At 63.7% G+C, this 22844-nt stretch carries 13 protein-coding genes; 7 read left to right on the top strand and 6 right to left on the bottom strand.

Features of this window, described 5'->3' with window-relative positions; genetic code table 11:
* The first annotated feature begins 21 nt into the window (after positions 1-21).
* Genes C9990_RS25695 through C9990_RS25680 form a run of 4 tightly spaced genes read left to right on the top strand, consistent with a single transcriptional unit; the run spans position 22 to position 3292 of the window.
* A complete protein-coding gene (locus tag C9990_RS25695) occupies positions 22-1245 on the top strand; it encodes a hypothetical protein (RefSeq protein ID WP_106805043.1) in 1224 nt (407 codons plus the stop codon).
* A gap of 15 nt (positions 1246-1260) precedes the next feature.
* A complete protein-coding gene (locus tag C9990_RS25690; RefSeq protein WP_106805042.1) occupies positions 1261-2001 on the top strand; it encodes a pilus assembly protein in 741 nt (246 codons plus the stop codon).
* Between the two features lie 56 nt (positions 2002-2057).
* Complete coding sequence (locus C9990_RS25685) at positions 2058-2531, top strand: CS1 type fimbrial major subunit (RefSeq protein ID WP_106805041.1); 474 nt, start codon at positions 2058-2060, stop codon at positions 2529-2531.
* A gap of 20 nt (positions 2532-2551) precedes the next feature.
* Entirely contained in the window at positions 2552-3292 is a 741-nt protein-coding gene (locus C9990_RS25680) for a pilus assembly protein (RefSeq protein ID WP_106805040.1), read from the top strand.
* Here C9990_RS25680 and C9990_RS25675 read toward each other — a convergent pair.
* A complete protein-coding gene (locus C9990_RS25675) occupies positions 3282-8306 on the bottom strand; it encodes an NEL-type E3 ubiquitin ligase domain-containing protein (RefSeq protein ID WP_106805039.1) in 5025 nt (1674 codons plus the stop codon). The two genes, C9990_RS25680 and C9990_RS25675, sit on opposite strands and share 11 nt — an antisense overlap.
* Before the next feature lie 118 nt (positions 8307-8424).
* Positions 8425-11556: a transglycosylase domain-containing protein gene (locus tag C9990_RS25670; RefSeq protein WP_106805038.1), complete on the bottom strand. Its 3132-nt coding sequence runs from the start codon at positions 11554-11556 to the stop codon at positions 8425-8427.
* 180 nt (positions 11557-11736) lie between these two features.
* Here C9990_RS25670 and C9990_RS25665 point away from each other — a divergent pair, with 180 nt between their 5' ends.
* Positions 11737-16308 carry a hypothetical protein gene (locus C9990_RS25665; protein WP_106805037.1) on the top strand — a complete coding sequence of 1524 codons (4572 nt, stop codon included), beginning with the start codon at positions 11737-11739 and terminating at the stop codon, positions 16306-16308.
* A 258-nt stretch (positions 16309-16566) separates the two neighbouring features.
* Entirely contained in the window at positions 16567-17985 is a 1419-nt protein-coding gene (locus tag C9990_RS25660) for an amino acid permease (protein ID WP_106805036.1), read from the top strand.
* An 81-nt stretch (positions 17986-18066) separates the two neighbouring features.
* Here the strand turns inward: C9990_RS25660 and C9990_RS25655 are convergent, their stop codons facing one another.
* The 3 genes from C9990_RS25655 to C9990_RS25645 all read right to left on the bottom strand — a co-directional run bounded on the left by C9990_RS25655 (position 18067) and on the right by C9990_RS25645 (position 21322).
* Positions 18067-19206, bottom strand: a complete 1140-nt coding sequence (locus C9990_RS25655) for an OpgC family protein (RefSeq protein ID WP_106805035.1) — start codon at positions 19204-19206, stop codon at positions 18067-18069.
* A gap of 132 nt (positions 19207-19338) precedes the next feature.
* Positions 19339-19635, bottom strand: a complete 297-nt coding sequence (locus tag C9990_RS25650; protein WP_106805034.1) for a cupin domain-containing protein — start codon at positions 19633-19635, stop codon at positions 19339-19341.
* Between the two features lie 67 nt (positions 19636-19702).
* Positions 19703-21322: an FMN-binding glutamate synthase family protein gene (locus tag C9990_RS25645; RefSeq protein WP_106805033.1), complete on the bottom strand. Its 1620-nt coding sequence runs from the start codon at positions 21320-21322 to the stop codon at positions 19703-19705.
* Positions 21323-21500: 178 nt separating this feature from the next.
* Here C9990_RS25645 and C9990_RS25640 point away from each other — a divergent pair, with 178 nt between their 5' ends.
* Complete coding sequence (locus C9990_RS25640; RefSeq protein ID WP_106805032.1) at positions 21501-22082, top strand: hypothetical protein; 582 nt, start codon at positions 21501-21503, stop codon at positions 22080-22082.
* Here C9990_RS25640 and C9990_RS25635 read toward each other — a convergent pair.
* Positions 22054-22818: a LuxR C-terminal-related transcriptional regulator gene (locus C9990_RS25635; RefSeq protein WP_106805031.1), complete on the bottom strand. Its 765-nt coding sequence runs from the start codon at positions 22816-22818 to the stop codon at positions 22054-22056. The two genes, C9990_RS25640 and C9990_RS25635, sit on opposite strands and share 29 nt — an antisense overlap.
* Between the last annotated feature and the right edge of the window lie 26 nt (positions 22819-22844).

Genomic DNA, 22844 nt, shown 5'->3' with positions numbered 1-22844 from the left:
ATGACGAGAAAACCCAAGGTTATGAACAGCTTCCTTTTACGCACCACGGGCACGGCGATGCTGCTGTGTTCCTTCGCGACGTTGGCTGACGAGGACATCACTGCGCGCTTCCGGCCGGACCCCAGCAACCCTATGGTGAACAAGTTCGAGAACACCACGCCGATCAGTTCGATCTGCGGTTACCACATTGCAGCGCGCTGCAAGGCGATGGGGATTTTCAGCCTGCGGGATGTGAACCTCAGGATCGCCAGCAATGCGCCGATCATTGCCAATCATGAGCAGGAGCGCCAGGGCTTCATGGTCAAGGTGCCGTCCGATTGGCGTGATTTGACCGTAACGCATACCGCCACCCAGGAAACCGAGATCGTTCAAGTGCGGATCGCCGGCATCGGCGGGTTTTGGTCGATCCCTCGACCGCCTGGCGTGTCGGGGTGGGCGCAGCCAGGGGTCGGCTGGTCTACGCAGTGGCGGTCTGCGCCTTCACCTTGCCAAAGCACCAACCACCTTGCAGCAGGTACCGCGTCTGCTTCGTACTTCTGGCTGACGCCTGAAGGTGCTGGCCCTTGCAGCCGGAAACCGTCCGAGGATCTGCTCAGGATGAGCGTCAACACCATGGAGTACGCCTACGAACTGCGCACGCCCAACCCGTTGGGCATGTCCAGTGGGCTGTACACCGGCAGCATCACCTACAGCATGGGCCCGGGCGGCGATTACGATTTCGGTGACGTCATGATGCCCTCGAAAAACGCCCTCACTCTCAACTTCACCTTGAGCGTGGAGCACGACCTGAAGGTCGACGTGCCGCCCGGTGGCAACCGAATCGAGCTGGTGCCCCAGGGTGGCTGGCAAGCCTGGCTCAGCCAGGGCCGCAAACCCGCACGGCTGTTCCGTGACCAGACCTTCCACATCTCCGCTTCATCGCGTTTCAAGATGCAGATGGCCTGCGAGCGTGTCATCGGGGACACCTGCGCCCTGCGCAACACCACCGATGGCCACGAAGTGCCGGTGGATGTCAGCGTCAGCCTGCCCCATGGCCTGAACCGTGAAGACGGCGGCGCCGTGATTCGTCAGCCGCTGTTATTGAGCGGCGCCGGTACCGAGCAGTTCCAGCCAGGGTTTTATGTCAGCCGGCGACCCGGCACCTTGCACTTCGAGGTCCAGAAGCCATACGCCGACCAGATGGTCGAGCGCGGCGGCAGCACGTATGCGGGCCAGGTTTCGGTGATTTGGGATTCGGATCTCTAGATGAGGCTCATGACAATGAAACATGTGTTGGCGCTGTGTGCGCTGTGCTGGTTGCCGCAGTCGGTACCGGCGGCTCCGAATATCAATGTCGGGGTGTTTTATGACTACCTGGACGCCGATAAAAGTACCTACCTGAAACGGGTGTTCAACAGTGGTGACAGCACGGCCTTCATCAAGGTCGCGGTGATGGAAATCCTCTACGACAGCGACGGCGGTTCCGCGGAAGTCGAGCTCAAGAGCGATGTCCAGACCGGTGTCCGCGATGGCCTGATGGCCACGCCGTCACGCCTGATCGTGCCGGCCAATGGCGTGCAGGGCACGCGCTTGCTGTACCTCGGCGAGCGGGAAAAAGAGCGCTACTTTCGCGTGCGTTTTGTGCCGGTGATGCCCGAGCAGGACGACGAATTCGCCGTGTCGGAGGAGGAGCGTGACGCCTACAAGACTCGCCTGTCGGCCGGGGTCACGGTGCTGGCCGGGTTCGGCACGGTGTTTTTCGTGCGGCCCAAGGTCACGCGGTTTGCCACCCGTGTCGATGAGCAACCCGTTGAGTACGGGCTGCATAACGACGGTAACAGTGTGGTGGTGGTCGATGAGTTCAAGGACTGCGCCAGCGGCGATAGCCAGGACTGCCGACCGGTGACCAAGCATCACATTTTGCCGGGTCGTGCCTTCGGTTTTACCAGGCAGGCCGGGCGTACCTATCGCTTTACCCTGATCGAGGGCAGCGAGAAAACACCCTATGAGGTCAAAGGCTGATGGTCAGTGAAATAGCCCAGGCACGCGCATACCGTGCGTGCAGAAGGTGCAAGGTCATGTCGGCGGCGCTGCTGCTGATGGTGCTCGCGTTGCTCAGTACCCAAGCCCTGGCGATCCGTGAAGAGCACGTGTTTGACGTGTCGGTGACCATCCCCACCCAGGATTTTTATGTACTGCCGATCAACCCCGGCTTCTTCGAACGTGAGCAACAGATGGTCTGGGACCCGGTGCCGGGACGCCTGCGACCGGTGCGCGAACACTTTGACGTGAAGAGTTCGGCGGGCGGCATCAACGCACGGCTGGGCGCGCTGCCGATGCTGTTCAACGGCGGGCGTACCTACATCGACTTGAGCGTGACCTTCAACGGCCAGGTGCTGGGCCTGGCTGACACCCTGGTGGTGCCGCAGGCCGAGGCCAGCCAGGGCAAGCGGGTGCTGCTGGATATCTCGGCGGTCGAGCCGGCGGAGGGGTTTACCCCGGGTGAGTACTACGGCAGCGTCGAGTTGCTGTTCGATGCGGTACGGCCGTGATGGTTTTTCGAGGAGTGGTGATGAAGTCTTTATGTGCAACCCTGGGTTTGCTGCTGTGTTCCCTGAACGCCCACGCCGGGCCGAACATCAATGTCGGTGATTTCTACGACTATTTGCGCGGCGATAAAAGTACCTACCTGAAGCGCATCTTCAACGGCGGCACCCAGACCGCCTTCGTCAAGGTCAACGTCAGCGAGATGCTCTACAAACCGGACGGCAGCTATGAGGAAGTGCCGCTTCGGGTCGAGGCCGACGGCAGCGTGCGCAATGGCCTGATCGCCAGCCCGGCGCGCCTGATCGTGCCGGCGGACGGCATGCAGAGCACGCGCCTGGTGTTCATTGGCGAGCGCGATCGCGAGCGCTATTTCCGCGTGCGCTACCTGCCGGTGGCACCCGATAAAGATGACGGCTTCGGGCTGAACGATGAAGACCGCCAGGCCTACGAAAATACCCTGGCGGGCGGCGTGCAGGTAATGGCGGGCTACGGCACGGTGTTCTTTGTGCGGCCCACGGACAGCCGCTTCGATACCCGTGTCGAGAACGGCGGCCGCACCTACACCTTGCGCAATGCCGGCAACACCGTGGTAGTGGTGGATGAGTTCAAGGATTGTGCGGTGAATGACCGCACCGTTTGCGCGCCCACCACCAAGAACCATATCTTCCCCGGCCGGGTCTTCAGCTTTGAAAAACAGGCCGGGAGGATCTATCGGTTCTTCCTGGTGGAAGGCACCACCGAGAGTGTCATCGAGATCAGCGGCTAGGGCGATTGCGTAAGGTGCGCGCCGCCATCAGCGCTGCGCGGGTGCGGTCACGCATCCACGCCTGGGCGATGTCGCCCAGTTCTTCCTCGCGTTTTTCGCAGGCGGCCTGGAATGCCGCCGGGTCGGCGGGGTTCAGTCCGCTCATGCCCAGCTCACTGGCCAGGGCATCGACCTGTGTTTGCAGCGCTGCGGTGTCGGGTGTCTGCGGCCACTGTTCGCCCAACTCCAGCAGGTCGAACAAGCGGTTGTGTTGCGCCTTGAGCCACTGCTGCTGTTCGGCATATTGGCCGGCATAGCGACGTTGCAGCCACTCGCACCAGTGCGCGTCGAGCAGCATGCGGTTGACCAGGCCGTCGCCCTCGCCAAGCTCAAGTACTTTGGCATACGCCGCGTCGATCTGTGCGTCGCTGACCCCGGCGATGCTGCGGTAGAGCATGTGCTCGGCGATCCACGGCAGGTCCAGGCGCTCGGCGAGGGCGGTCTGGTAAGCCAGGTAGATTTCCACTTCATCCACCTGGCCGGCCACGCCGTCGACGACCTCGGTGAGAAACCGCAAGCCCTGGCCTCCTTGGGCGACCGGCGCCAGGCGCTGTTGAACGTCGGCCCGGATCACCTCGTTGAGCTGTTGCAGGCGCGCACGGCCCTTGACCAGGGTGACCAGTTGCCGCTCATGGGCCTCTGGCGTCGGCGCCTGGTGCTCGATCTGGTAGAGCAGCACCTCGACCCCCATTTCGTTGAAGATCTGCGTGCCGGCATCCGGGCAATTGCCGGGGAAACTGGCGATCTCGAACAGCCGATTGCGCAGCGGGGTGTCGACGGCGGCCGCCTGCAGCAGGGTCCAGACCTGCCGGGTCAGGGTGCGGTGGTTGGCGCGGTAGCGTTGCTGATCTTCATCTGTCTGGAACCGCTCCGGTATTTCCAGGGCCTTGATCACCTCGAACAATCCCTGGGAGCCGTGTTCGTGCTCCAGCGCATCCCAGACTTTGCGGGCGTCGTCCTGGCCTTGCGGTGACAGGTAGTCCAGCCACGGCGTGCTGTCGCCCTGGGGTTCATAGGTGCGCTCGGGATCCAGCCCGACTGACGCGCGGTAGGCCTTGAACCGTTCACGCTGCAGGGCGTCGAGTGCGGCGCGATTGAGGTAGGTCGCGGCGACAAGCCGGGCCTCGGCACTGCCCAGGGCCACCTCGGGCACGTGGGTGATGGCGGTGCCCTGCAGGTTGAGGACAAACCGCGAGGACCGGGGCACCTCGAACAGCCCATCGGGCCACTGCGCGACAGGGCTGTGGCTGAGATCCAGGTGAACCAGGTCGCGCATGCGCCCGATATCCGGGGCCCTGTGGCTGCGGGTGTTGTTGAGCTTCAGGCGCCGCAGGTAGCGCAGGTTTTTCAGGCGGGTGACATCCACCGCCTGCAACGCCAGCGGGCACCAGGCCAGGTCGAGGTTTTCCAGGTGGCGCAGGTCGCGGATCGCTTCCGGCAGGCGGGACAGCGGGTTATCCGCCAGATACAGGGTGGACAGCTGCGGGAAGTGTTGCAGGAACTCACCATGGTCCGCGTTGAACTGACTGTGGATCAGGTTCAGCCGGGTGACATGGCTGAAGTCGGCGCGCAGCGGTGGCAGGGTATCGGGCAGCGTTATGCCGCTCAGATCCAGGCGCGTGCCGGAGGGTTCGGTATAGGCGCGGATCTGATCCTGCCAGCATTCAAGGAGTTTGCCGCGAATGAACAGGCGCAACTCAAGCTCCCTGTCCGGCGGATGGTTGCCTGGCTGGCGCGACCAGTGCGCCAGGTCAGCGTCCAGGCGGTAATGGTCGACGATCAGTTGGTTGACGCGGGGGCTGAGGTGCTCGCTGCCGACTTTTTCCATAAAGGCCAGGATGTGCGCCTCGCTCTGGTGCGTAAACACGGTTTTCAAGGCGTTCAGGATCACCACCTGCTCACTCATGACGACCAGCTTCGGTGTGCGCGCAGGCGCGGGGGAGCCGAGCAGCTTCAGTGTCTCCTCGTCAGCCTGGCTGCGCACGGGGGGTTGGGCCAGCGCGCTGCGGCGTTCGGCCAGCGGTTCCAGGGTGGTCAGCAGCCAGTGACGCAGGCCCTCGCCTTGGCCGGGTGAAAGCCCGACCGCCTGGCGGCTATCGGCGGGCGCGGCGTGCAACAGGGCTTCGTACAGGGTGTCGGGGCCGTGCAGCTTGCGGTGGGCGCCGTCGCGGACCTCATAGCCCAGGGTGTCCTTCCTGACCAGGATGCGCCGGGTGCCGGCGTTGACGGGGCCGGCCTCGCAGCGCAGCGGACCGTCGGCGGTGTGCTGGCGAATCTGCAGGTGCAGGTCGGCGAAGAAGTCGCTGTGCCGCTTCAGGGTATTGAGCAGCATGCGTTCGCTGTCGGCGGTCTGGCGCCAGGGGAAGTAGAAACTTTCATAGGCGTGGCTGGTGCCGGCGGCGAAATTCAGTTCGCGCGCCAGATTTTCCAAGCGCAGCGGCAGGCGCCGGTGGTCCAGCATCAGGCTGCGCTCGGCGGCATCAGCACTGTCGAGCAGAGCGCGTGCGACGCTGGAGTCCATCTGCGGGAAATGCTCGCGCAGCAGGCGGATGCCCGGCTCATCGGACAGCTCACGCACATGGTGGGCGTACTGGCCGATCTCGGGGGCCTGGCGGGTGACGTAGGTGGCCAACAGCTCGCGCAAGTGCTGCACTTGCCCAGCCTTGGGCACCTGGGCGCCGAGCAGCAGGCGCGCCTGGGCTTCATCGAGAAACCCCAGCACCCGCTCCGGCAACTGCCCGGACATCACCTGCGCCACACTCATCTTGAGAGTGTCCGCCGGGGCGGCGTCGAGCCGGCCATAGCGGTGGGAGTCGCCGCTCAGGCTGGGGCTGAGGAACACTTCCAGGGCCTTGTCCTGTGGCCAGCCCTCGAGTTCGGTAACGGTTTGCTCGAACCAGGCGGCAGCCGGGTCCAGCGGCATGCCCGTGCGGATCTGATCACTGGCCGACTGCGCGCTGGCGTAGGCCTCGAAGCGGTTGAGCGTGTCGGCGAGCAGCGGTGGCAGCGGCTGGTCCTGCAGATACGCGCCGCGTAGCACGTCGTCATCGCAGCCACTGGTGAGGCGGATGCGTTCCAGTTGCTCATCGCTGAAGGCCGCGACCCTGGGCCCGAGGCGGCGCATCAACGTGCGGCTGTCCCAGGTCTGCGGCTGGTCGGCTTCATGCACGACAATCCCGTTGGCCCGGCGATACAGCTGTGGTCGATACGCTTGCGGGCGGCGTGGGTGGACGATGCGCGCGTGTTGCACCCGATACTGCGCGCCTTCGTGTATCAGCCGTTGCGCGGGATCGAGTGTGCCCTGGTCGTCGACATAGGGCGCAAGGTCAGGGTTCCACAGGCGTTGACGACCGTCTGCACTCTGCACCGGCTGGAGCCCTTCGACGAACGCCGAGAGTTTCAGGCGCAGTGGCGCGGCCAAGGTGGTACCGGCGGCGAACAGGCCGAACTGGACAAAGTCCTGCGCCACCCCGAGCAGATGATCCGCCGCCTCTGCGCCTCGGCCCTGGGCCCAATCGACCACACCTTCGAACACCTCGTCGGTGATCTGGTAGGCGGTGTAGGCGAGCATCACTTCGCCCAACCCCGGCACAAACGGCGTGAGTACCTGCAGGGCGGCGTTGAAGAGGTCGCCGAGGATTTTCCCCAGGTTGTCCCACCAGGCCTGGCGCGCCAGGGTATCGGCGCGAAGGGTGGAAACGGCGATGTCCTGGGCATCGTTGAGCACCTTGTTCAGGTGCACCCGGTAGCGGTAGTGCCACAGGTCATCTGCGCCGCCGTTGCCAGCGCGGTTGGGGTGGTCAGCCGCGATGGGCTGCACATGAAATTGCAGGTGGGGGTTGTCCAGCGGTGTGTCTTGCCAGGTGGGCTGGCTGTCGGTGGGCGCTTTGATGCGCCACTGCACCCGGCTCAGGCGGGTGTTGAGGTTGGCGAAAAAAAAGCCGCGCTGGTCATGGTCGACAAACCGGCTGAAGAACACCTGGTAGTGCTCGGCATCCCGCAACTGGCGGGTCACTTGCGTCATGAAGGCCATCGGCGTCGGGTATTGCTTGAGCGGGTGCTCTGGGTCGTCCGGCACATAGGCGATCACCCGCGCTGCCGAGGGCGGCGTCGCGCAGAACAGCAGGATGCCGGTGAGCCGGCTGTTCATCATGTCCAGGGTATGGGCGGCCAGGGTCTGGCCGTCGAGGCGCAGTGTCGAGTTTCCATTGATCAGCCCCAGCACGGCGGTGCAGGCATCCTGGGCAATATCGCCCTTGACCAGCGCCAGGTGGGCGGCGGCTTTCAACCCGGCTTTGTGCTGGTCGATCACTTGCCGGCGCAGGTCGCGGGCGACCGTGGGGGTGTAGACCCCCATGACGATCTTCAGGTGCTCGCGGTAATGGCGGCCGATGTCCAGGCCACGACACAGTTGCTTGAAGCGCTCGGCAGTGAGGGCGGTGCCATTGGCCTTGTGCTTGAACGTCAAGCTGCGTTGCTGGCCACGGGCATCGGCGGCGGACAGGAAGGCATAGTCGACGAAACGTTCTGAGGCGGCAAAGTTGTGCAGCGCCGCGTCCAGCAGGGACACCGTGCGGCTGGTCACGGCTTGCTTGAAGTCATGCACCCACCAGGCGCTGGTGGCTTTGACATACACGCGCAGGAAGGTATTTCTCACATCGATCGGGCCGTAGTCCGCCAGCAAGGCGCTGCCCAGCACCCGTTCGGCGTAGGCATATACGTCATTGAGCTTCTGCAGCCGCTGGTCGAGGGTGTTGAGGGTGTCCCAGTGGTCGGCAATCGCCTGCTTGAGGCCGGCGTGCTGGTCCGGCGTGGCGTGGGGGTACGGCGCGGGATCCTTGAGCCCGACGGCGCGCAAGGCGTGCAGGCGTGCCAGGGAGGTGCTTTTGAGCCAGGGCGGCAAGGCATGCTTGAGCAGCGGATAGTGCCGACCTTGAAACGCTGTATTGAACGGGACAGGGGAAATGACGACCATGCAACAGATCCTGAAAAGAGCCATGAAAGCGCTTCAGTCTATTGAGGCCAGGGGCCGAGAATAAGTTTGAATACTGGGTCGGACAGGCCGGATAACCGCGCCTTCCGTTCAACAAATGTCACCTCGAAAACAGCCGGCTACCGCCTTCGGTGACCGCCATCGTGGCGGGGGTGCACAAGGTATGGCTGCCCGGTTGCAGGTAAGGCATCAGCACCGGTGCCATGCCCTTGAGCACCTGCACCGGCAACGCCGAGGTAAAGGTGAAATTCTGCGCGCCGCTGCCGGGGACGAAGGCGGTGAGGGTGCCGAAATGCCGGTCGCCGATGTAGAACACAAAGGTCGCCGTGCGGTTGATCGCCTTGGAGCTGAGGATGCGTCCACCGGCGCCGATCGCCTCGATACGGTTGTCGCCGGTGCCAGTCTTGCCGCCCATGGCCAGCGGTGTGCCGTCGGCCAGTTTGAAACTGCCCGACACGCGTTTCGCCGTACCCGCATCCACCACCTGCGACAACGCCCCACGCAATGCGGTGGCAACTTCGCTGGGCATCACCCGCTTGCCTTTGTCGGGGTTGTTCACCAGCCGGGTTTCATACGGCGTGTCGGCGGCAAAGTGCAGGCTGTCGATGCGCAGCGTCGGCTCGCGTATGCCGTCGTTGAGGATGGTGCCGACCAGTTCCGCCAGCGCCGCCGGGCGGTCGCCCGAGCTGCCGATGGCGGTGGCCAGGGACGGCACCAGATGGTCGAACGGGTAGCCGACCGCCTGCCAGCGCTGATGAATATCCAGGAACGCTTCGATCTCCAGCATGGTGCGGATACGGCTGTCGCGGGCGCTTTTGTGCCGGCTCTTGAACAGCCAGCCGTAGACTTCCTGGCGCTCATGCTCGCTGGCGGCGACGGCCTGGGTGAAGGTGGCGTCGGGATGGTTCAACAGGTAGCCGAGCAACCACAAGTCCAGCGGGTGGACCTTGGCGATATAGCCTTGGTCCGGCAGGTCGTAGGCGCCAGGGCCGTAATCTTTATAGAGCTTGGCCAGGCGTTCGTCGGTGAGTTTTTCCGAGGCTTTTTGCGTGTTCAGGTGCGCCCGGACAAAGCGGTTGAAACTGTCCTGGCTGGCCTGCGGCAGCAGGTAACGGTGCACGGCGGCCAGGCGCATGGCGGTTGGGCGCATGCCGTCCAGGAAGGTGTCGAGCCGGGCCTGGGTGTCCTTGTTGCGGTACTTTTTCCAGAAGCGCAGCAGGAAGGTGGTGCCTTCGCGGTCGGCGAACTGGGCCAGGTATTCCTGGCGACGTGGATCGCTGTCGTCCTTGAGCAGCTCGGCACTGTTGTTGGCGCCGTGATAGGTGCTGTAGCGCACCAGGTCGCGCATCAGGCGAATGAACGGCAGGTTGATCGACTCGCGCAGGGCGTCGCGCAAGCTCGGGCTGCGGCCGTTGTCTTCGTTGCGAAAGTTGTGAAAGTGATGCATCCCGCCACCGGTAAAAAAGCTCTCGCCGGGGCTGGCGGAATACTGCCGGTCAAGCGCCGCATCGAGCATCTTCGGCAGGCTCTGGTCGCTGTTTTGCGCCAGGTAGTCCACTGCCCAGCGCGACAGGCGATCCTGTTCGTCGATGTCGACTTTCTTCAAGGCCGCAGGCGTCTGGCCGGCGTAACGGTCGTGCAGCTCGCTGATGATTTGCAGGTAGGTGGTGAGCACGCGCAGCTTGGCCGTGGAACCGAGTTCCAGCTTGCTGCTCTCGTTGATATCGAAGGGCTGGTCGGTGTTGTCGGTCTGCACCCGCACGCGGGCGCCGTCACCGGTCATCTCATACAGCGTGAAGCTGTAGCGCACCTGGGCGGTGCTGGCGGGCGTCAACAGACGCGGGCCGAGCAGGCCGAGCTGGCCGGCGAAGGCGGGGTCGGCCAGGTGCTTGAGGTAGGCGGTGGCCTGGGTCTGCAGGTCATTTTGCAGGGTGCTGGTGGCGGACAGGTCGAGGCGGTCAAGGTCGTACAGCGGACGGTTGAGCAGGGCGGCCAGGCGACTGCGCGCGACGCTGATGCCTTTGTTGGTTTCAATCGGTTGCAGCGTCGGTTGCTGCAGCCAGTCGCGGTAGCTGATCTTGCTCGCCAGCGCGGCCTTGGCCAGGGCCGGCTCGACCACGCCGTTCTGCTCCAGCAGGCGGATATGGCTGTCGGTCAGGCTCGTCAATTCGTCGCGGCCCTTGGACAAGTAATGCGAAGGCCGGCGTTGGGCAATCATCAACGACAACACTTCGCGCAGTGCCATGCCTTTTTGCGCGAGGTGTTGCGTGCCGGGTTCGGCGAGCAGGGCGTTGGTTTTGTCAAAGTCGGCGCCGTACCACACCCGCAAACCTTCGGCCATGCCATGCACTTCACCATGACCGGGCACGGCCGACAGCGGCACGCTATTGAGGTAATCGCGCACGATATTCTGCCGGGCCTGCAAGGTTTGCGGGCCGGCCTGATAGGCGCGCACGCTGGCGGAAAACATCTGGCGCAGTTTCTCGCCGCCGGACAGGGTCAGGCCGTCGGGGGAGTGGCGGTACTTTTCCAGTTGCGTGGCCAGGGTACTGCCGCCGGCGCTCTGCCCGGGCAAGTGCAGCAGCCTGGCCACTTGTGACCATGCCGCCTTGGCGAAGCGCGGCCAGTCCACCGCCGGGTTGGCCTGGGGCTGTGCCGGGTCGAGCAGGTCGCGGTTCTCGATGAACAGCAGGCTGTTGACCACCACTGGCGGGATCGCGCTGAACTGCTGGTACGCCTGCTGCGGGTAGGTGAACTGGTACAGCGGCTCGGCCCGGCAGTCATTGATCGACAGGCCCGCCTGGATCTTTTCGGCATAGGGCACGAACAGGCCGCGCCCGACATACGTCATGAGTGGCGCGGAAAAGCGCACCTGGCTCTGCACCTGATAATTGCGCTTGAGCAGGCGCGGCAGGAATTGATCGAGGTCGCTGTAGCCCAGGCGCTTGTCGAAGGGGCCGTCACCGGGATACACGATGGCATCGCTCGCACCGGCTTGCAGCGTGTAGCCGAGAGTGCCCGCCAGCCGGCTGAGTTCGCGCGCCTGCCAGTGCGCGGTGCGCATCTCGCGCTGGGCGGCAAACCCTGCGGCGATCAGGCCGATCACCAGCAGCAGCCACACCAGGCGCCAGCGGTACGCAGGTCTGCGCGGGCGTCGTGGCAATGGCTGTTCATCCGCGCTGTCGGTGGGAACCGCAGCCTGGGTTGAATCGGTTTGCCATAAAGCGCCCATAGTCGATTGATCCCATCCCGGCAGATTGATCGGACTTGAATGAAGCTTAGACGCTGATTGGCGCCGTCGAAGAATTTGTCTGCGTGGGGGCATCCGGTTACCACCGACCGTCGTGGTACTTCCCTACCGTTCGGGCTTATCGGACCCACTTCAGCGTCCGTCACAAGGAAGTCCACTGCCATGTCTGCAACACATTCGCCGCGTCGCCCCCATATCGAGCAGATCATCAGTCTGTTTTCCCAGCCCCCGACACTGCGGGAGGTCGCCCTCAAGCAACTGCAAGCCACGCTGAATCAACGTTTCCCCAGCCTCCATCTGCGCGCCGAAGGGGTGAGCATCGGTACCCCGGTGCAAGACGATCAATATCATTACAGCCCGCTGGCCGATGAGGTGCTGGTGTGCCTGGCCGGCGCCGAGCCGCTGCGCTATGTCGAGGATTATCACCAGGTGTTCCTGCACCAACGCGAGATCCATGTGCGCGGGGGCCCGCCACTGGCGGACGTCGAGCAAGTGATCAACCAGCTCGGTCCCAGCCTGCTCGACGCCTGGCTTGAACAGCTGCAGGACTGGTGGCGGGGCACGGTGCCGGTGAACACCACGCGCTGGGCTTATTTGTCGGATGATTGCCTGGCGTTGCTCTATGACAGCCCGAAACCACCGGGCATGAATGCGCAGCAATTTGGCGACGCGTTCCCACGCGCGGCGATGCGTGCCAGTCGTCCCGATCACCAGTGGAGCCTGCACGACGCAACCTTGCCGGTGCACACCGTGTACGTGCGGCCCCGAGGCACTGCGCAGCCGGCGCAAATGCTGCCGCTGTTGATCCTCGGCACGTGGCTGTTCAGCCCTGCGACCGGGCTTCACCTGCTCGAGCGTGTGGACGATATCGACACGCGGATCCCCGACTACCTGAACGCCCGCCTGGCCGGCCAGGCCCTTGAGTGGTTTGTGCAGGCCCCCTGGGGCGACCCCTTCGATGCGCTGGCCGCCAGCTATGCCGAGCGCCAGCGTGCGGACACCTTGGCGATCGACCGCACGGTGCCGCGCACGCCCGCACAGTTCCAGGCCATGCTCGATTACATCACCGACCCTTCGCGCTGGTTCGAGTCGGTGCTGACCCCGTTTCAACTGCGCGTGCAGGACCAGTTGCCGCTGTGGCTGATCCACGCCTCGGCGGCCGACAGCCTGGCCTACGCCGGCGCGTTGCAGGCGATGGTAGTGGCGGGCGGGCAGGGTTTCCTGGACGGCATTGCGCCGATCCGCATCTTTGCTGCCGAGGCCCTCAAGGGCTGCCTGCGCAAGGAGCGCCGCACCCACGGCATCGAGCCGGACGACATCGAACTGACTTACCACATCGTGACGGCGGCCATGACCCCGGGCGGCTTTGCCACGGGCGAGGTGCACCCGCTGACCTTGACGCTCACGGACCTGGCGCTGGAGAACCTCGGCGGGTTCCCCCACTTGCCATCGGCGATCAAACTCAAGGGCGTCGCCGCGCCCGACTGGATGACGGCCACCCTGCTCACGGGCTGTGTCACCGAGGTGGATATCGGCCAGGCGTACCCGGCGCTGCTGCGCCAAAAGCTGGTGGACGATTCGGCCGAACGCCTGCGCCGTGAAACGTTGTTCACCCAACAGCTGCGTGCGCAACTGCCGCTGCTGGCGTTGCAGATGAAGCTCCAGGGCGAGAACGGCCTGACCGACGCCGGTTATCGCCTGGTGCAGGCCGCGCTGCTGCAGCAGCCGGAGGCGGCGTTATGGCCGTTGGCATTCAAGGCCTCGCCGACCTCAGCGCCGGACACGGTGCTCAATCTGTATGTCATTGGCCCACGGCATTCGGAAGATGGGCCGCACCTGCTCTACCAGCCATTGTTCAGCCCCAGCCTGCGTGAGTTTGCATCCGCCCAGGCGCTGTTCGATGCGATCGGTGCGCCAGGCCCGTTGCAGGACACGGTGCTGGCGTGGCTGCCGCCGAGGCGTCAGGCGGTGTACGCCAACGGCGGATTCCAGGAGCCCCATGTGCAGCATTTCCTGGCGGGTGATGAGTTCACTGTGCCCGATCGTCCTGCGCCGGTGCACCTGAGCAAACAGCTGCTGGACGCTGACCCATTGCCTGGGGTGTTCGCCTCCACGGTGCAGGCGCTGGTCAGCCTGGCAGAGCGCGAATCAGTCTCCAACGCCGAGCAGCGCTGGATGACGTTCAAGGAAGGCGGCTGGTTGCTCTTCAATAGCCTGTTGCCGTTTCTCCGGGGGCCGGTGGCGCTGGTGGGATGGATGCTGCAGGTGATGGACAGTGTTCACCAGGATGTGCCGGCCATCAGTGCGACTGACCCTGCCTCTCAGGCCAAGGGAGTGATGGACCTGCTGACCAACCTGGTGCTGATCCTCGCGCATCGGGCGTCACCTCACGAGGTGCCTGCCAGCCTTGACCTGCAGCATCCGGCGTTCGAGCCGACGCCGCGGCCCGCGCCGACCACGTTGGTTCGCGGTCCGCTGGAGGTGCCGTTGCGCGCCGCCGGTGGCTGGAGCAATGCCCGTGACACCCTTGCACCGGCGATGCAGGCGCGGCTCGAGCGGCTGAGCCTCAAGGCCTTCGCCCGGCCCTGGCCGGCGCGGTTGCCCGGCGCGCAGGTGGGCGGGCGCCTCGACGGGGTGTTGTTCAATGCCGCCGCGCAACCGCCGCAATGGCAGGTGCTGGTGCGGGGTCACGTGTACCGGGCCAGGGTCACCGACAACAGTGTGCGAGTCATCAGTGCCGATGGCCGCGAGAACGGGCCTTGGCTCAAGTTGCTCGACACTGGCGGCTGGGAGGTGGACCTGCGCCTGCGCCTGCTGGGGGGGCAGCCCGATTATCCGCGCGTTGGCGTGGACAGCGAATCGCGCCGCCAGCAGCTTGAGCAGGAGTACCGCCAGTACGGCGTGCGCCGCGAGACCGCGAACCGCGCCATGGTGGTGGCTTACACCCTCAAGACCAGCGACGCCGCCAGCGTCACCGCACAGCAACGGGCCACGGCGGCCAGCCGCTACACCCAGGAGCTGCAGAACAAACTCGACGCTTCGCTGCTGGAGCTGCAGTGCCTCAAGGACCTGCAGGCACTCAAGCCCCGAGCCGGTTATGAACGTGAACTGTCGACGTCGCTTGAAGGCGTGATCCTCGGCCTGCAGCAGTTGCTGGTAGAGGCGCGCTCAACGACCCTCGCGATCAATACTCGCCTGGAGCCGCTGCTGGACCGCGTGCAGTCGCTGAGTGAGGAAGAGGCCGCATTGGACATCAATCTGCAGGCGCATCAGACCCTGATCGACGGGCTGCGGCAATTGGCGGACAGCAACGAGAACGCGATCCGCTGGCGCACCCAGGAGTTTGCCTTCCTGAAGGAATTGGAGCGTGTTCCCAAGTTCGGACAGGACAAGGCCCGGGCCTTGCAGCTGGGCTTGCCGACAAGTCCGTCGGTGTTGGAATTGCAGTCGCTGCAGGTGACGGCGTTGTGGGCGGTGGCGCTCAATACCGAAGGGCCGAGGCTGGATGAGGATTTTTTTCAAGGCTTGGACGACACCATTCAGCGCGCACGCTGGGCCAGTGGATCCCAGGCGCAGCTGGAGGAGTTGGCGCCCCATAGCACTGAACTGCGCATCGAGTTGCTGGAGAGCTTCAACCGTGTTTATGCCCAGACCGATGACCGCATCGAATTCTGGCGCGCGATGGCGCCGGATAAATTCCACCTGGTTTACCTGGACAAGTTGCAGCAGTTGTTCAGCCAGTTGCACGCAGAGGCAGACCGCGAGTTGTCCACCGCCCTGGCGCCTGCGACCCCTGCGCCACGCACACAGCTGACACCTCGCGCGCCGCGCAAAAACATCATCCGCACGCGCAATCAGGAGTTGTATGTGGCTCAGCTAAAGATAACGACTGGCGAAGAGCCGGCGGAGGTGGCAGAGGTGGTGGATGCACAGAACACCGTAATCGCCTCGTTTACCCATGCCGCCGATGGGGTCTGGGAGCCGGTCAAGAAACCGGCTGCCACGCGTGCAGGTTCAATGTCCGGTCTCAATAGCCTGATTGAGCAGGGCCAGGCATTGCGGGCTGAGGTGGAAAAAGCCATCGGCGAGGTCTTGAGGATGGCGCGCACGGCCAACGAGCCGCAGTCGCTGCAGGATATCCTGGAGCAGCGTGCCGATAAGTTGCGCCAGTGTGCCGAGACCCTTCATCGGCACCTGCAGTACAGCGAGCCAGCGCGCCTGGCCGCCACCCAACGGGCGCGCGCCAGGACCGAGGTCGATGCCCTGCGAGCCGCCGCCAGCCGTTTATCCGAGCAGGGGTTGCGCGCTCGACTGAGTACTATCAAGGCACGCCTGCCCACCCAGTCCGGCGTGGATGTGCTGGTCAGTCATCATGAGGCGAGCATATTCCGGCAAGGCGGGCGAGTCGCGGTGGCCGGCAGCTCCAATGATTGGCTGCAAACCTATGTGGTGATCGATGTGCATACGCGCGAGGCCTTTTGTTACGCGCACTTTCACTATGAGCGCCAGACCAGCCCGGACGATCACTTCAATGCCGCGCACCTCAAGACATCTGCGCAGCATCGAATGGGCAAGCAGACTCAGGCACAGGCCCAGGCGCAGGCATTTGCCAGTATTCAGGCCGGGCAGGGCGGGCGTGTCAGCCTAAGCCTGGATATCCATCGCGGCGAAATCAACCGGCGGATGGCACGCAAGTTGTTCTTCGACGCACCGCTGTGGACGCCTGGTGGATAGGCCGGGCTTGAAATGGCGCACCATTGCTGTGCGATACTCCAACCGCGCAATAGGATTTATACGGGAATTCCCTCTGAATATTGCCGTTTATAGAGTGAAAATCACTGGGTTGAGCTTTTTATACTGCACCCCCCTGATCTGGCCCGGCCAGACCGATTGACCCAAAAGGCCAAGCGGAAACGGTACGCCATGGCAGACCCGTCGTGACGTACCGGACTCAGAGGCTCATATCCAATAACAAGACGAGGTTGTATCCCTATGCCAGTCGGCAACCACCTGCCCCATGGCGAGACCGCTTCGGGCGGCCCGCTCAAACGCGAACTGGGCGAGCGGCATATCCGCCTGATGGCCCTCGGCGCCTGTATCGGTGTCGGCCTGTTCCTGGGCTCGGCCAAGGCCATCGAAATGGCCGGACCGGCCATCATGCTGTCCTACATCATCGGTGGCCTGGCCATCCTGGTGATCATGCGCGCCCTCGGCGAAATGGCCGTGCACAACCCGGTGGCCGGCTCCTTCAGCCGCTATGCCCAGGATTACCTCGGGCCGTTGGCGGGCTTCCTGACCGGCTGGAACTACTGGTTCCTGTGGCTGGTGACCTGTGTGGCCGAGATCACTGCCGTGGCGGTGTACATGGGCGTTTGGTTCCCCGATACGCCACGCTGGATCTGGGCCCTGGCGGCCCTGATCAGCATGGGCACCATCAACCTGATCGCGGTGAAAGCCTTCGGTGAGTTCGAATTCTGGTTCGCGCTGATCAAGATCGTCACCATCATTGCGATGGTGATCGGTGGCGTCGGCATCATCGCGTTCGGTTTTGGCAACGACGGCGTGGCACTGGGGATTTCCAACCTGTGGGCCCACGGCGGCTTCATGCCCAATGGCATCCAGGGCGTGCTGATGTCGCTGCAAATGGTGATGTTTGCCTACCTGGGCGTAGAGATGATCGGCCTCACCGCCGGTGAAGCGAAGAACCCGCAGAAGACCATCCCCAGCGCCATCGGCTCGGTGTTCTGGCGTATTCTGCTGTTCTACGTCGGTGCGTTGTTCGTGATCCTGTCGATCTACCCGTGGAATGAAATCGGCACCCAGGGCAGCCCGTTCGTGATGACCTTCGAGCGCCTGGGTATCAAGACCGCCGCCGGCATCATCAACTTCGTGGTGATCACCGCGGCGCTGTCGTCGTGCAACGGCGGCATCTTCAGCACCGGGCGCATGCTCTACAGCCTTGCGCAGAACGGCCAGGCGCCGGCCACCTTCGCCAAGACCTCGAGCAATGGTGTGCCGCGCAAGGCGCTGCTGTTGTCGATCTTTGCCTTGTTGCTCGGCGTGTTGCTCAACTACCTGGTGCCGGAAAAAGTCTTCGTCTGGGTGACGTCGATTGCCACCTTCGGGGCGATCTGGACCTGGCTGATGATCCTGTTGGCCCAGCTCAAGTTCCGCAAAAGCCTGAGCCCGGCCGAACAGAAAGCCCTCAAGTACCGCATGTGGCTGTACCCGGTCAGTTCCTATCTCGCGCTGGCGTTCCTGGTGCTGGTGGTAGGCCTGATGGCGTACTTCCCGGACACCCGCGTGGCGCTGTATGTAGGGCCGGTATTCCTGGTGCTGCTGACGGTGTTGTTCTACGTGTTCAAGCTGCAACCGACCCAGGTCGGCGTGGGTTCACAGCGTTCGGCGTGACCCCTTGGACCTGGCCCGCCGGTGGTCACCACAGGCAGGCCAGCTAGGGTTCAAGTGTGCGGCAAGGTCAGCTACGTGCCCTCAGCCAACTGACGTGCTTGGCAGTGCAGTGCCCTGGGCCAGGTTCAAACGCTTGTTGAACTCCAGCCATGCCGCCAGCCCCGCCATCAGTGCCAGCCCCAGCAGCGCACTGAAAATCTGCATGGTCCAGGCGTCGTCAGCGATGGCGTTGAGCATGTCCGCCAGAGGCGCCAGCAACACGCCGAGGCAGAAGACTTCCAGGGAATAGCGACCCATGCGGCAGCTTTGCTGCGCCCACCAATTCTGCGTCCAGCCGCGACCGGGCAGCAGCTTGGCGGTGACGTAGGCCAGGGCCAGGAAGTGCAGCAGGCGCAGCGGCGACAGGTCGGTCTTGCTGATGGGGTAGATCACATCGCTGAGCCACGCGGGCATCAGCGCGTCGTGCACCTCGGGCCAGCGCCAGGATAGCGTCAGCACTGCGGCAGCCACGGTGTAGAGCGCCGCCGTGACGAACAGCGGTTGGCGCAGCAGCAGACGGGGTTCAGGCGCACGCGCCCGTCCGGCATGGAGCGCGGCCGCGCCACCCAGGATAAACAGAAACTGCCAGGTCACCGGGTTGAAGTACCACACGCCGTCGGCAATCGCCCGCAGGTTCCAGCCCATCCATGGCGCCAGCAGGTAGACCGTCGCCGACGCGCCCACCACCAGCCAGGTCTTGCGCAACAGCAAAGGCAGCACCAGTGGCAATCCGGCGAGCAGCACGATATACAGCGGCAGCGGGTCCATCAGGTTGGGTTTGAAACGCAGCAGCAGTTCATCGGTAAGGGCCTGCTGCGGGTGAGTGATGAAGTGCGTCAGGCCCATCTCCTCGACCAGGTCACGGGTTTCCACGTGGCTGTTGGCGAAGAACACGATGCCCATCAGCATCGCCAGCAAAAAGATATGCACCACATACAACACCCAGGTGCGGCGCAGGATTTTCAGCGAGGCCATCCAGTAGCCGTCGCGTTGCAGGATCTTGCCGTAGGCGAGCACCGCGGCGTAGCCGGCGAGGAACACGAACACTTCCGCGGCATCGCTGAAGCCGACGTTGCGCAGGGTGATCTGGCCGAGGGGGTTGTGGGGGACGTGATCCCAGAAGATGAAGATCAACGCCAGGCCCCGAAAAAAATCGATGCGTGGGTCGCGTCCGTTCAGCATGGCAGCGGGCTCTTGAACAATAGGTTTAGTAATGACAGGCGAACGCGCACATCGTCGTACGCCGCACGTCGGGCGGGCGCAGGTTGGCGGTATTTATACGCAATTGCAAAGGTTGGGTATTACTGAATGTCTCTAGACATCAATGATCACCAGCGTGCCCTGGCTACCGGCGAGTACAGCGTGGGCGGTGCCGGCGGGCACGAGGTACATCTGGCCGGCTTGCACACGGATTTCTTCTGCGCCGATGCGCAGGCGTAACTGGCCGCTCACCACCAGCAGCCCTTCGTTGTAGTCGTGGGTTTCCTCCTCGTACGCGCGCTCATCCATGCGCAACACCTTGATCCGCGCCGGGCCGACCTGGCCCAGGCGCGTGGATTTCCAGGTATCGGGCAGCTGTGCGGCGATGGCGGAAAAGTCCAGTAACGGCATGTGAATCTCCTTGTTTCAACGATGCCGTCGGTGGTCCGGTTCAGCGGGGAGGGGGTGTGTCTAGCGGTCAGGCGGCGGCCACTTCGTTGGGCTCGAAACTGTCCGCCCGCGCCATCTGCCACATGCGCGAATAAAACTCGCCGTTGACTTCGCCGGTGAGCAATTCGCCAGGCTTGAGGAACACATGCAACTGCGAGAACAGCTTGATTTCGGTGGCCGACATGCGCCGCACCAGGTGTTTGGCCGAGAGCTGCGAGGGATGATCCAGGCCGGCTGCCGCGAGCATTTCAGCCAAGGCTTTAAGCGTGTTGCGATGGAAGTTGAACACGCGCTGGGCCTTGTCCGGTACCACCAGGGCGCGCTGGCGCAGCGGGTCCTGGGTCGCGACGCCGGTGGGGCATTTGTTGGTGTGGCAGCTTTGCGACTGGATGCAACCTATGGCAAACATGAAGCCACGCGCCGAGTTGGCCCAGTCGGCACCGATGGCCAGGACGCTGGCGATATCGAAGGCGCTGACGATCTTGCCGCTGGCGCCGAGCTTGATCTTGTCACGCAGGTTCAGGCCCACCAGGGTGTTGTGCACGAACAGCAGGCCTTCACGCAGCGGCACGCCGATATGGTCGGTGAACTCTACCGGCGCGGCACCGGTGCCGCCTTCCTTGCCGTCGACCACGATAAAGTCCGGGAGGATGCCGGTTTCGAGCATGGCCTTGGCGATGCCCATGAACTCCCACGGGTGACCCAGGCAGAATTTGAAGCCCACCGGTTTGCCGCCGGACAGTTCACGCAACTGCGCGATGAACTGCATCATTTCGACCGGGGTGGAGAAGGCACTGTGACGTGACGGCGAGATGCAGTCTTCGCCCATCAGGATGCCGCGGGTATCGGCGATTTCCTGGGTGACTTTGTGCTTGGGCAGAATCCCGCCGTGGCCCGGCTTGGCACCCTGGCTCATCTTGATTTCGATCATGCGCACTTGCGGGTTCTGTGCCTGCACGGCGAAGCGCTCGGGGTCGAAGCGCCCGTCGCTGGTGCGGCAGCCGAAATAGCCGCTGCCCAGTTCCCAGGTCAGGTCGCCGCCGTTTTCGCGGTGATAAGGGCTGATGCTGCCTTCGCCGGTGTCGTGGGCAAAGTTGCCGAGCTTGGCGCCCTGGTTCAGCGCGCGGATGGCGTTGGCGCTCAACGAGCCAAAGCTCATCGCCGAGATATTGAACACCGAGGCCGAGTACGGCTGCGTGCACTGCGGGCCGCCAACCATCACGCGAAATGCGCTGGGGTCGCTCAGCGGCGCGGGGCGCATGGAGTGGCCGATGAATTCGAAGCCCGATTGGTACACGTCGATCAGCGTGCCGAAGGGTTTGTCGGCGGTTTCGTTCTTGGCGCGCGAATACACCAGCGAACGTTGGGCCCGCGAGAAGGGCAGGGCGTCGCTGTCGGACTCGAGCAGGTACTGACGGATTTCCGGGCGGATGGCTTCCACCAGGTAACGGATATTGCCCAGGATCGGGTAGTTGCGGCGTACCGCGTGGGGGCTTTGCAGCAGGTCGAACAGACCGATCAGGCTCAGTACACCGGTGACCAGGGTGATGGGCCACAGCCATTCATGTTCGATAAAAGGGAGGCTGGCGAGGGTGAAAATGACACAGGCAGCAAAGAACGCGTAACGGCTTAACAAGGACAGGCTCATACGGTTTTTCCTTGGTTCAACTCTGAAGGTCGATCACCCATTCTGCGCCTGTTGCGAAACCGCGGACAAGGTTTGAGCGCGCAGAGGCCCATTTCAGAGGGGTTGGCGCGCGGAACTCATCGGTTGCCCCGAGCCACTTAAACACACGTTCCTCAACCTCTCCCAAAGTGAGCCGACCATGAATATCAATACTGCCCTGACTGCGGTGGATCTCCTGACACGCCTGACCCAGGCGCCGGAGGCGCGTCCTGCTGCGCCTCAAGTGGCTTCCGGGCGTGAGCCGTTCATCACACCGACCCATCGCCAATTTCCGTCTGGCTTGCGCAATGACAACCCCTTGGTCAGGTCCAGGCTCGACCAGCAATTCTCGTCTTCATCGGGCCACCATCCACTGGCCGCATCAGCGCAAATGCCGGGAGGCGCCGAGCGCACTGGGCTACAAAAGGCGGCGGGCGACGTTGCTCGCAACACCTGGTTTATTCCCGGCTTGAGCAACATGCTCCATGGGGTGGAAAAGTCCGACGGCAGCTTGAGCGGCGCGTTGGCGGGGATGATAAACGGTGTTGATAAAACCCTGCAGACGGGCCTGGCCACGGCGGCTCTGGGGGCTGCGAGGGGCGATTGGATGGCGGTTGCCGATGGCTACTCGCAAGCGGTGGCCCATAACGAATCCACGCCCGACTCGGTCAAGTCGACGCTGGCGCTGTCCCACTCCGTGAGGGGCGTCGCGGCTAGTTCCGCTGCGCTTGCAGGAAAATAGAGAACAGCTCCGACTGGGATTTGATCCCCAGCTTGCTGTACATGTGCTTCTTATGGACTTTCACGGTTTCCACCGAGATTTCCAGCTTGCGCGCGATCTCCTTGCTGGAGCAGCCGCTGAGCATCAGGCGGCCCACGTCCAGCTCGCGGGCGGTGAGTTGGGCGCCCCAGTCGTCATTCTGGATCGGCGGCTGTGGGGTGCTGACCTGGTTGAGTTCAAAGGGCAGGCGCTGGCGCAGCAGGCTCAGCACCCAGGGCTGGATCAGCGACAGCAGGGCAATCTGCTGCGGGTCGAAACGCTGCTTCGAGCCCAGGGAGAGGCACAGCGTGCGCCCGTCCGGCAGGTGGCAATTGAACTGAATTTCATCGGCCACCACATTGAGGCGGAAGTAACGCTGGTAGTACTCGGTGAGTTCGAAATGCTCCGGCGCCACTTCAGCCAGGCGTAACAGGCCGGTGTGCGAGTGCTCGCGGCTGGCGATATAGAAAGGGTCGAGCAGGTAGAGGCCGTTGAGATAATCCTGGAACAAATGGTCCGGGGTGCCGTCGGCGCCTGGGCATTCGGCGAACACCAGCGGGCGGTGCTCGCTGCTGAACAGCAACACCACCCAACTGTCGAACGGCACGTACTGGTCGAGCAGGCGCACCAGTTGGGTCCAGAAGTTGGCCTGGTCGAGGGCGTCTATCATTTGCCCGACTGAACGGTGCCAGGCGATGTCTTGCAGCGAAACGGTCATTCGTCTACCCCCATAGGGTTACCCCG

This window comes from Pseudomonas sp. S5D5 (genome assembly GCF_003013355.1).
Lineage (GTDB): Bacteria > Pseudomonadota > Gammaproteobacteria > Pseudomonadales > Pseudomonadaceae > Aquipseudomonas > Aquipseudomonas aylmerensis.
The sequence above is the reverse complement of the archived record's forward strand: the minus strand, read 5'-3'. Positions and strand labels throughout refer to the sequence as shown.